At 40.9% G+C, this 11,225-nt stretch carries 9 protein-coding genes and 1 tRNA gene; 2 read left to right on the plus strand and 8 right to left on the minus strand.

Going from position 1 to position 11,225, the window contains the following annotated elements; genetic code table 11:
* Positions 1–40: 40 nt before the first annotated feature.
* Both CWB78_RS14390 and CWB78_RS14400 read left to right on the plus strand, forming a co-directional pair.
* Positions 41–116: transfer RNA gene (locus tag CWB78_RS14390), tRNA-Val, on the plus strand.
* 404 nt (positions 117–520) lie between these two features.
* Complete coding sequence (locus CWB78_RS14400; protein ID WP_054202497.1) at positions 521–2,152, plus strand: response regulator; 1,632 nt, start codon at positions 521–523, stop codon at positions 2,150–2,152.
* 124 nt (positions 2,153–2,276) lie between these two features.
* Here CWB78_RS14400 and msrB read toward each other — a convergent pair whose 3' ends face one another.
* From msrB to CWB78_RS14440, 8 genes are all read right to left on the minus strand, one after another.
* The gene (gene msrB, locus CWB78_RS14405; protein ID WP_008115220.1) at positions 2,277–2,717 is read right to left on the minus strand and encodes a peptide-methionine (R)-S-oxide reductase MsrB; all 441 of its coding nucleotides are present in this window, start codon (positions 2,715–2,717) and stop codon (positions 2,277–2,279) included.
* An 82-nt stretch (positions 2,718–2,799) separates the two neighbouring features.
* Positions 2,800–3,240 (minus strand): hypothetical protein, encoded by a 441-nt coding sequence (locus tag CWB78_RS14410; RefSeq protein ID WP_138596182.1) that lies wholly within the window; start codon positions 3,238–3,240, stop codon positions 2,800–2,802.
* 8 nt (positions 3,241–3,248) lie between these two features.
* Positions 3,249–3,749, minus strand: a complete 501-nt coding sequence (locus CWB78_RS14415; RefSeq protein WP_055013311.1) for a DUF2919 domain-containing protein — start codon at positions 3,747–3,749, stop codon at positions 3,249–3,251.
* A complete protein-coding gene (locus CWB78_RS14420) occupies positions 3,746–4,090 on the minus strand; it encodes a DUF3392 family protein (protein WP_008115215.1) in 345 nt (114 codons plus the stop codon). The genes CWB78_RS14415 and CWB78_RS14420 overlap by 4 nt, the downstream gene beginning before the upstream one ends.
* Entirely contained in the window at positions 4,083–6,104 is a 2,022-nt protein-coding gene (gene ligA / locus CWB78_RS14425; protein ID WP_138596184.1) for an NAD-dependent DNA ligase LigA, read from the minus strand. The genes CWB78_RS14420 and ligA overlap by 8 nt, the downstream gene beginning before the upstream one ends.
* A 78-nt stretch (positions 6,105–6,182) precedes the next feature.
* Complete coding sequence (gene zipA / locus CWB78_RS14430; protein ID WP_054202488.1) at positions 6,183–6,929, minus strand: cell division protein ZipA; 747 nt, start codon at positions 6,927–6,929, stop codon at positions 6,183–6,185.
* Between the two features lie 74 nt (positions 6,930–7,003).
* Positions 7,004–10,405, minus strand: coding sequence for a chromosome segregation SMC family protein (locus CWB78_RS14435; RefSeq protein ID WP_138596186.1), 3,402 nt, complete (start codon positions 10,403–10,405; stop codon positions 7,004–7,006).
* Positions 10,406–10,473: 68 nt separating this feature from the next.
* Positions 10,474–11,205, minus strand: coding sequence for an RNA methyltransferase (locus tag CWB78_RS14440; RefSeq protein WP_138560777.1), 732 nt, complete (start codon positions 11,203–11,205; stop codon positions 10,474–10,476).
* Positions 11,206–11,225 lie beyond the last annotated feature (20 nt).

Here is an 11,225-nt window from a genome sequence, read left to right on the forward strand (position 1 = left end):
TCTATTATTATGTTAATAGTCATGTGTAAATTTGTAATATGGGTCGTTAGCTCAGTTGGGAGAGCATCGCCCTTACAAGGCGAGGGTCACTGGTTCAAGTCCAGTACGACCCACCATTCTTTGAATGGTGCATATTACAAAAATCTAAATCCTCCAGTACCACCTTCCATTTTAATATTCATTATCCTCCACTCTTTTAGTTCAATTTCAGTATTAATTACCATTTAGAAATTCGTTACCAAGTAATTCTTCGGTTTCAAAAAATCAGTATTCCAATCACATACCAAAAATTTATCTTTCGAGTTTTATTATCTCCAAAATCATTTTGTTTAAACTTACTTTATTACGCGTGCTATTCATTTACTTTAAATGGGTTTTTAGCTCTTTTAAGGTAAAAATATAAACCTTTAGAATTAATTTGCTTAATAAGCTCTCATCTTCGAGGCGAATCTTTAAATTACCTTGTAAGCGTCTAAACTGTTGATTATAGTCTGTGTTAAATTCAATTACGCTTAAGCCAATGTCTAAAAATATTTTCAATGAAGCAAAAATACTGATTGTAGAAGAGCAGCCACTTGCTCAAAGCTACATGAAACAGTCGCTCGAAAAAATTGGCTTTGGACATATGCGTTTTGCAGATCATGCTCTAGCGGCAAAAGAACAATGCTTACATGAAGAATTTGACTTGGTAATTTGCTCTTTTAATCTAAGCAAACGCCAAGATGGCTACCAGCTTTATGAAGAATTACGCGCTAAAGCATTAATAAAACACTCTACTGGGTTTATTTTTACATCTGCGGAAACTAGCGGAGAGTTAGTTCACAGTGTATTAGAACTTCAACCCGATGACTTTTTAGTAAAACCCTTCTCTGTACAAGAGTTAAGAGTGCGCATAGAGCGTATTCTCAAACGTAAAAGCGACTTAAAAGCTATATACACTTTAATTGATGACGATAACCAGTCTAAAGCATTGAAACAAATTAATGCCCAACTCGATAAAAGTAATAAATACAGCCCTATTCTACTTAGATTAAAAGGCAATATTTTACTGGCGCTAAAACAAAACCAAGAAGCGAAAGATTTTTTTAAGTCAGTTTTGAATATGCAAAAGTTTGCATGGGCAAAAGTAGGATTGGTAGAAGCCTTAATTGCTAACAATGAGCATATTTTGGCTCAGCGCATGCTTAAAACAATGCTTGAACGTAATGAGACTCGACTTATAGCCTTAGACTTATTGGGGCGTTTAGAAATAAAACTAAACCAATTTGATTTAGCCCAAGACTTTTTAAGCCAAGCTGCACATATTGCCCCACGTAATATAGACCGTCAAAAATCACTTAACAGCGTATCGCTCATTAATAGAGATTACGAAACCAGCTACTTAACTCAAAAAGATATTGCCACTTACGCTAAGTACTCTATGCATGATAGCCCTGACATTTATTTAAATGCTGCTCGTGCTGGGATTGATTTTGCATTAACCACAGATCAAACTGACCAAATAAACAGGATCTCTCGTCAAACAAATAAATATATCAATGAGCTAAAAACACAATTCCCAACCAGTAATGCGCAAACCCAAATTGATGTGCTCAATGCTCGCCTTTATTATTTAAAAGATGAACATAAAAAAGCGAAACAGCTCATTGAGCAACTTGATGACAGCGATACGCAAATACGTTCAGTAGATGGTGCCCTAGACAAAGCAAAAGCACTGCATGAATTAGGTTTTCACCAAAAGGCGCAAGCGCTATTTAGTCAAATAATTGATCATTGCGAACGTCACCCAAGTAGAAGCGATGCTACTTACTTGCGTTATATACAGCAACAGCAAAGTGAAAGACGTGATATTAAAATGGGGCCGAAAGAGCTCAATAATCATGCTGTTAAGCAGTTTGAGCGCGGCCAATTAAATGTTGCCTTAGAGGCATTCAGCCAAGCATTTAGAGTCATGCCACACAATCCAAGTATTGCGCTTAATTTATTGCAATGTTTAGTGGATAAGTCAAAAAAACATGGTGACTCTTTCAATAGTCTGTTGGCCCAAAAGTGCTTTAAACTATTAAAAAAATCCCCCTTAGCAGAAGAGCAATCAGAGCGGTTCGATAAACTACTTCAGATTGCTAAAGAAATGAAACTAGAGATTAGTTAGAGCCTGTTTGGCATTAATGCTACGTTATCGCCTATTTATGGTGAGTAACCACACCATATAGGCGCTGCCTTGCCTAAATCCCAAACAGACCGCTGCAAATTTAACCTTGAAAGGTCAACAGACCCTAGAGCTTTTTCATTGCCAGTGCGTTTACACAGTAGCGTAAACCAGTAGGAAGTGGCCCATCAGGGAAAATATGCCCTAAATGCGCATCACACACATTACAAACAACTTCAACTCGCTCCATGCCATGACTATTATCCATGACATAACCAATCGCTTCCTCAGTTGCCGGTTGGGTAAATGAAGGCCAGCCGGTGCCACTATCAAACTTTTCATCTGCATCAAATAGTAAGTTGTCACAACAAACACACACATACTTACCTGGCTCTAACAAGGTACAACTACTCGAACTATTTGGTCGTTCAGTTCCCTTTTTACGGGTCACATAATATTGCTCTTCGTTTAACAGTTCGCGCCATTGCTGATCTGTTTTAACCACTTTTCGAACCGGTGTTGGATTACCATGGTTGGCAAAATTAACAATATCGTTCCACTTCAACATAACAACCTCATTACGTTATTAATTTAACTAGCAATCATTTACTTGTAGTCTGGTACGCCTGTGGCTAATACCACGATCAACGCTATCTAAAGACTATAGTGTGCTTTTCTGTTGCTGTAAGTATACGGCTTACATAGGCATGCAATTGGGCTTGACTGCCAGGAATGCTCACGCTTAATTGTCTGTCATTATTACTGTGCACTATTAGTTCATCGTTTCTTATTTCTATCGACTCAATATTACTGATGACTAACCAATGCGGGCCATTTTTTTTATCAAACAGCCCTGTTAAACTAAAAACAAATAAGTGCTGCGCATCGCGTTGAATAAAATTACGCAGCGGATTGCGCATTTTAAACAACGGCGTTAATCGGTAACAACACGAACAAAACACCACAACCCACATAACTAAGGCAGCTTTAAACCAAAGGAATTCGCCTAAAGAAAAAAAATAGCCACTCGCTATAATAATGAGCCCTATTAAAGCAATTACTTGTGCTATTTTTTTATTGATACTGTGCATAAGCCCTCTTACTTTTTATCAGTTGCTTTTTCTGTCGGCTCGGGCCAATCACTAAAGAAAACACTTAAGTAACGACTTTTTGCCAAATACCACAACACCCATAATACAATCACCATTTGCACAGCTAAAAACAATGAGAAGCGATAATGGCTATGGGCTGCCTGAATACTTAACCACGACAAATCAATTAATGCACACGCAATCAGCGGCCAACGCATATACCGCCAAATACGCGCCAAGCGTTGTGTTGCTTGATGCGAGTCTCTTGGCCTTCGTAAACAAAATAAAATAGTGGGTACAATGGCTACAGCACCGATCGCTATAGCAATAAAAAAATCATCTTTTGACTTAAAAAACAATGACATTAAATCAAGCTCAGGTCGACGACTCAACGCGGCTATTACCCAAATAAAATAGGCGCGCAATAGTACTAAAATACTCAAGTGAAACGCTAATGGCGTACGATAGCTACCATATTTATCCCAGTATTCAGGCCCATATCGACTCACAACTGATTTTTCCTATCGGCAATAGTGCCCAAAATAAAAAATGCCACTAATAAGGTAAGCGCTAACCACTTAGTGCCAAAAAACAGTAAAGCTTTAGTTAGCAGTGGGCTTAACCACACCACTAACAAGCCAAAGCCAAACGCAGTTATCAACACAAAACACGCCACCCTAATAATAAAGTGGCGCCTAGCTACGACGCCTTTGGTTAACTTTAAAATGTCATCCGCATACAGCGACACTAAGCACACCATTAAAAGCAGTGATAAATGCGGCAAATAGCCCTGTAACCATTGGCCTAGGTCAATTAACAAGGTATTAAGTATATTTGTAAAACTAGCCATTATGAGTCTCTAACAAAGTAATTAAATCATCCTCTGTCAGTATTTCTATACCAAGCTCTTGCGCTTTGGTGAGCTTAGAGCCGGCTTTTTCGCCCGCCACTAAGGCATCTGTTTTTGCTGAAACACTGCCAGAAACCTTGGCGCCTAATTGTTGTAGGCGCGCTTTTGCATCATTACGATTAAGCGTATTAAGCGTCCCAGTTAGCACATAAGTTAAACCCGCTAGCGGCTGTTCTTGCTCTGATGGCGCAGTTAACTGTGGCCAGTTTACTCCTTGCGCTATTAATTCGTTTACCACTGTCAGGTTATGCTCTTCAGTAAAAAAGCCGCGAACATGCTTCGCCACTATTTCACCTACATCGCTTACTTCTATTAGTTGTTCAATGCTGGCATCAATCACGTTTTCAAGCGTTAAAAAGTGATTAGCCAAATTCTGAGCTGTGGCCTCACCGACTTCACGAATACCCAGTGAATATAAAAACTTTGCTAAGGTAGTGGTTTTAGCGTCATCAAGCGCCGCAACTAAGTTTTTTGCTGATTTTGGTCCCATTCGTTCAAGTGACTCAAAATGTCCCTGCTTTAAAATAAATAAATCAGCAGGCGTTTTGATCAGCTCTCGGTCAACTAATTGATCAACAATTTTGTCGCCTAAGCCGTCAATATCTAAAGCCTTACGTGAGGCAAAATGTTTAATCGCTTGTTTGCGCTGTGCTTGACATACCAAGCCGCCTGTACAACGTGCAACAGCTTCTCCTTCAACCCGCTCAACGTGCGAGTCACAAATTGGGCACGTAGTTGGAAACACAATCGCTTTTGCATCGCTTGGGCGTTGTTCAAGCACTACTTGGGTAATTTGTGGGATCACATCCCCAGCGCGACGAATAATCACAGTATCGCCCACTTTAACGCCTAAACGGGCAATTTCATCAGCATTATGCAGCGTTGCATTCGATACCGTAACACCACCAACAAATACCGGCTCTAGTCGCGCAACAGGGGTAATAGCCCCAGTACGCCCTACTTGAAACTCTACATCTAGCAAGTGTGTTATTTCTTCTTGCGCCGGAAACTTATAAGCAATAGCCCAGCGCGGTGCACGCGCAACAAAGCCTAGGCGCTCTTGTAGGGCTTTTTTATTTACTTTTATTACCACGCCATCTATTTCATATTTTAGCTCGCTACGGCGCGTTAAAATGTCATTATAATAGGCAAGCGCGGCCTTTGGGCCTTCAACTAGTTTTGTTTCTGGACACAGTGGTAATCCCCAGTCGGTAAGCTTGGCAAGTTGCTGGTAATGATCTTCAGGTAATGTGCCATCGGCGACCAATCCGGTGCTGTAGGCATAAAACATCAGTGGCCGTTTTGCGGTAATTTTTGAGTCTAGTTGGCGTAAACTGCCTGCTGCCGCATTACGTGGGTTTACAAAAACTTTGTCACCGCGCTTTTCTGCTTCGGCATTTAATTTTTCAAAGCCCGCGCTATCCATAAACACTTCACCGCGCACTTCAAGCTCACGCGGGTAATCATCACCGCGTAACTTTAATGGCACATTGCGAATTGTTTTTACATTTTGAGTAATATTTTCGCCAGTAAAACCATCGCCACGAGTCGCTGCTTGCACTAATACCCCATCGCGATAAATAATCGATACCGCTAAGCCATCCAGTTTAGGCTCACAGCAAAATGTAAGCTCGTCGGTGCTCATTAAACGCTCTTTAATACGACGATTAAAACCATTGAATTCGTCTTCACCAAAAGCGTTATCAAGCGACAACATAGGCACTTGGTGTGCTACTTGCTCAAACTTGGCAAGCGCCGCCCCACCTACTTTTTGAGTAGGTGAATCGGAGGTTAAAAACTCAGGGTGCTGGGTTTCTAATTCGCTCAAAGTACGTAATAAGCGATCATATTCGGCATCGGGTATGCTGGGTGTATCAAGCACATAATAACTATAATTGTGTTGCTCAAGCGTGGTACGAAGATGATTAATTTGCTCACTAATGCTGCTTGCCATGTAGACCTCAAAAACATAAAAAAAGCCACTTTGACGAGTGAACGCCCAGTGGCTTACAAAATTTAACTTATGCGTATATTACGCAGAAAATGCGCGAACCTGCTCAACATATTGACGAATACGCTCTACCGTCATTTCGTTTCGCTCAGCATCTAGGATTTCAGCTCCAAATTCATCTGCTAGCTTCTTAGCGGCGCTGTGCAGCATATTAAACGCAGCAAGGCCATCGCCATCACATGGTAGAGTCATAAATAAGCTCACGCCTGCGGTACTAAACTGTTCCATATTATCAATATCGAACGTGCCAGGGTTATACATATTTACCAACCTAAATAACACCGGCCCTTGGCCTGCAGGGTCTAGATGGCGATTAAAAAAGCCTTCTTCTGAATATTTAAAACCTAGCGTGTTAACTGCTGGCAGTAATTTACTGCCTTGCATGGTCAGTCCTTCTGGCATTTGAATATGCACAATCACAAAGTCTGAAACATCTTTAGGGGCGTCTTGTTGTGTATCAACAGCCTCTTCGGTTACGACTTCAAGGTCATCTTCAATAGCTGTATCAGCTGGGCTAACATCTATTTGTGGCTCATCAGCACTGAAGTTTAACTCACTCATTTGTGGCTCTTCTCGTTGCGCTAACGTTGGCTCTTGTGGCTCAGTATGCACAGATGAAGGCTGCTGTTCTTGAACAGGTTCAACTCGCTCGCTTGCAGGGAGTTCAGCATTCTCTTTTTTTCTTACTGACCACAAACCGTGTATTAATAAGCCACCAATGACAAACACACTGATCACAATTAAAACCCATCTTAATTCTTCGGCCATCCCCTCACCTTTTATTATTAATATGCCTAACTGCCATCATTTTACCCAAAACAACTAGCAAATGACTATGAAAATTATGCATGTGCAAGTTGCACCGCTTGTTCAATATCTACAGCAACCATGCGCGACACGCCTGGCTCTGCCATGGTTACACCCGTTAATCTACCCGCCATTTCCATTGCAATTTTATTATGGCTTATATAAATAAACTGCACAGATTGTGACATTTCTTCAACCAATCGGCAAAAACGGACCACATTGGCATCATCTAATGGGGCATCTACCTCGTCCAGCATACAGAATGGAGCTGGATTGAGCCTGAATATAGAAAACACCAATGATAATGCGCTCAGCGCTTTTTCTCCACCACTTAACAAATGAATTGTCGAATTTTTTTTACCCGGAGGTCTTGCCATTATACTAACACCACTTTCGAGTAAATCGTCACTGGTTAATTCTAAGTAAGCACTGCCGCCGCCAAATACTTTTGGAAAAAGCTGGCCAAAATCGTGATTCACTTGATCAAAGGTAGACTTAAAGCGCGTTTTAGTTTCACGATCTATTTTATGAATAGCGCCTTCTAAAGCTGTCAATGCCTGGGTTAAATCATCCAGCTGATTATTTAAATAATCACTTCTTTGCTTAGCTTGTTCAAATTCATCAATGGCTGCAAGGTTAACGGCTCCTAATTGCTCTAGCTGATTACTGACTCCAGCAAGTTGATTTTGCGCTGCGTTTAATGACAACTCTGCAGGAAGCTCTGCTAAAACCTGTTTTAAATTTTGATTAAGCTCGCTAAGTGGCTCAAGTACCGCTTGCGCTTTTATTAATAGGCTTTGCTCTTCAATGCTCAGCTTCTGGTGTTGCTCTTGTAATGCCACCAGCTCAGTTTGTGACGTTTTTAAACTCGTTTGTTTGTTTTGTAATTCTTGTTTTGCTTGAGCTAACTGCTGTTGAATATCCACAAGGGTTTGTTCGCCTTGTTGGTGCTGCACTAATAATTGTTCAATACTTAGTGCAAGCTCTTGCTCAGGAATAAGTAACGCCTCAATTTGCTCTATTAGCTCTTGCGTTCCTTCTACAGCCATTGTTAATGCTTGTTCGGCATGGTTCAACTTGGTTTGACTGAGCTGCCACTCACTACGCACTTTTTGCTCATTAAGGTTTGCCTGATGTGCTTGCGTTTTATACTGTTCAGCATTATTTAAAGCTTGTTTGTAACCTTCATCACTATTTATTCGTGTGCTATCGGCTTGGTTAAGCTCTTCAGCTAAAGCCTCTAATTGCTCTGCAAGCTGTTCATTTTTATCAAGCTCTTCGCCCAACAATTCGCTTAACTGCTGCTGTTGTTCTAGCAGTGGCTGACGTTGTTGTTGTAATTTGGTCACCTGTTGCTGATGTTGATCAGCTTGCGCTTTGAGCATATCACCACGCGTTGTTGCTACAGCAAGTTGTTGTGCTAATTGGTGAATAGTGTCTTTGCGCTCGTTTTGCTGCTCGGTTATTAATGCAGCCTGCGCTTGATGTTCTTCAAGTGTGGAGTGTGCGTCCGTCAATGCCTGTTGTTGTTGCTCAAGTAAGGTTTCTTGCTGTTTGAGCTTTTTGTGCATTAATAATAAGGAGTTTTCTGCATTTTTTTCGCCACTAAGATGCCAATTTCGACCATGTAACGCTCCTTGCTTGTCCATCACTGCAATATAACTGGCATCGTTAAGATGGTGTATTTGACCTTCGGCATCATAAGCAATATGGTTTAATAACTCTGGGTAGATACCAGCGCTAATAAAGGCAGCAATACTATTGCTTGCCACAGACTGTGAGGGTATTTGCCACGTGCTATTTTCTGCTTTACCTGGTGAAACATGAATATGCTCAAGTGATGACAGCGCCTGCTCTACTAAAAACTCATAACCAGGCTGAACAGTTAACTGCTTGAATAAAGTTAAAGTTTTATCGCTGTTTTTTTCAAGTCCAAGGGTAGTTTTTAGCCCTGCTATACCGGCTTTTAGTTCATTAACTTGCTGAGATAAATGCTGCCATTGCTGCTGAGCTTCATCAAGCTGTTGCTGCTGTATTGCCTGAGCACTTTGACCTCTACTATGAGCAGTTTGCGCGTTAGCCAGCTGCTCTGTTAGCGTTTGTCTGTGCTGCTGTTGCTGAATTAATTGCTGCTCTATCTCACTGCGTTTTAACTCATCTATTTGCTCATCAAGCTGCGTTAGTTGTTGCTTAACATAACTGATTTTCTGCTCTGTATGTTTTACTGCATTTGCATGCGCTAGCTGCTGATTATTTAATTTTTGATAGTCTTCTGTTAACGATTGCCACTGTGACGTGTCGGCATTTTTAATCTCCAGCAGCCGATTAACCTCATCGGTAAGTTCTATAACCTGCTCGCTACACATTAAGTTATGCTCTACAGCCTGTTGCAAGTTGTCATCTAACTCTTGGCAAAGACTTTGTTGCTGCGTTTTGACTTCTTCACTTTGGTTTTTTTGTTGCTCTAACTTGGCTAAATTTTGTTTCAGTGAAAGCGTTTGTTGCTTAATGCTAATCTGCTGCTGTTCACTGCGAGTCAATTCGGTATGCGTAAGGTGCTGCTGTTGCTGTGCATCATCGAGTTTATCTTGTTGAGCTTGCACTTGAGCATCAAGGCTTGCCAGCACATCATCATGGCCTGAATGCGCCGTTTTAAAGAAGCTGATTTGGTCATCCAGCTTTTTTATTTGCGCACTTTTATCGAGCTGTTGTTGATGCAGTTTTTGCCATTTTAATACCGCTATTTGCCCCTTTAAGGTGCGCTCTTGGGATTTAAGTTCGCGATATTTTTTAGCCTCAACCGATTGTACCGCCAGTTTATCAAGCTGGTTTTGTAACTCTTGACGAACATCAAGCAGTCGCTCTAGGTTTTCTCGGGTGCTTTTTATGCGTGTTTGCGTTTCGCGGCGACGCTCTTTGTATTTAGAGACCCCTGCGGCTTCTTCTAAGAAAACACGTAGCTCTTGCGGTTTGCTCTCAATTAAACGTGAGATCATCCCTTGTTCAATAATAGCGTAGCTTCGCGGCCCAAGGCCCGTGCCTAAAAATATGTCGGTAATATCACGTTTTCGGCATTTACTGCCATTTAGAAAGTACAATGACTGCCCATCGCGAGTCACCAAACGCTTAATAGCCACTTGGTTACGATCAGCAAAAGTATTGGGTAACTTACCCTGGGTATTATCAAATATTAATTCAACGGAGGCTTGCGAAATGGGCTTGCGGTTAGTAGAGCCATTAAAAATGACATCGGTCATGGCATCGCCACGTAAATTTTTAGCTGAGCTTTCACCAAGCACCCATCGCACCGCATCAATGACGTTTGATTTGCCACAGCCATTAGGGCCGACAACACACGTCATTTGGTCAGGAAATGGAATTTTAGTGGGCTCTACAAACGATTTAAAGCCCGCTAATTTAATAGTGCTTAAGCGCATTTTATTGTTATTACCGATTTATTATTGTTTTTTACTATAAGTAACTTAACGCATAAATAGCTAAAAAGTTAAGCTTGGCGTTTAAAATTATCTAAAATAATACCCGTGGCCATTGCTACATTAAGCGACTCTGCACCGCCAAAAGCCGGTATGGTTATTTTGTTGCTCACTAATTTTGCACACTGCTCGCGTATTCCATGTGACTCGCTGCCCATAAGCAATACACCTTGGCCACTAAATTTAGTGCTATGCACACTTTGGCCATCTAAAAATGCACCATAAATAGGCATGTTTAATGTAGATAAGTATTCAGGCAATTCAACTTGGCTTACCGATACGCGAACGAACGACCCCATTGTGGCGCTAATTGTTTTTGGGTTATACGGATCGGCACTGTCAGTGCTAGCAACAATATGTTTTATACCGTACCAATCAGCCACGCGAATGATGGTACCTAAATTACCAGGATCAGATACGCCATCTAAGGCTAATATTAAACTGTTTTCATCTGGTAATGCGATGCTTGGCATATCAACAATTGCAATAGCCGCATTATTACTTACCAAAGTACTGGCCTTTGTTAGCTGCTCTTCATCTGCTGTAATAAAATGCGTATGAGGGTATGTGCTTTGGTTATTATCAATAAAGCTTTGCGTTGCAAATACATCGTTTACTTTTAATGGACTATTTAATAACTCCAGTACGTTTTTTTCGCCTTGTACTAAGTATTGGTTAAATTGCTTGCGATACTTTTTTTGGCCAAGCTGGCGAATAAGTTTAAGTTGGTTTTTTGAAATCATGACAGCCTCATTAAATTATC

Origin of the sequence: Pseudoalteromonas sp. S1612 (genome assembly GCF_005887175.1) — a bacterium.
In the GTDB taxonomy this organism is placed as follows: Bacteria; Pseudomonadota; Gammaproteobacteria; order Enterobacterales; family Alteromonadaceae; genus Pseudoalteromonas; species Pseudoalteromonas undina.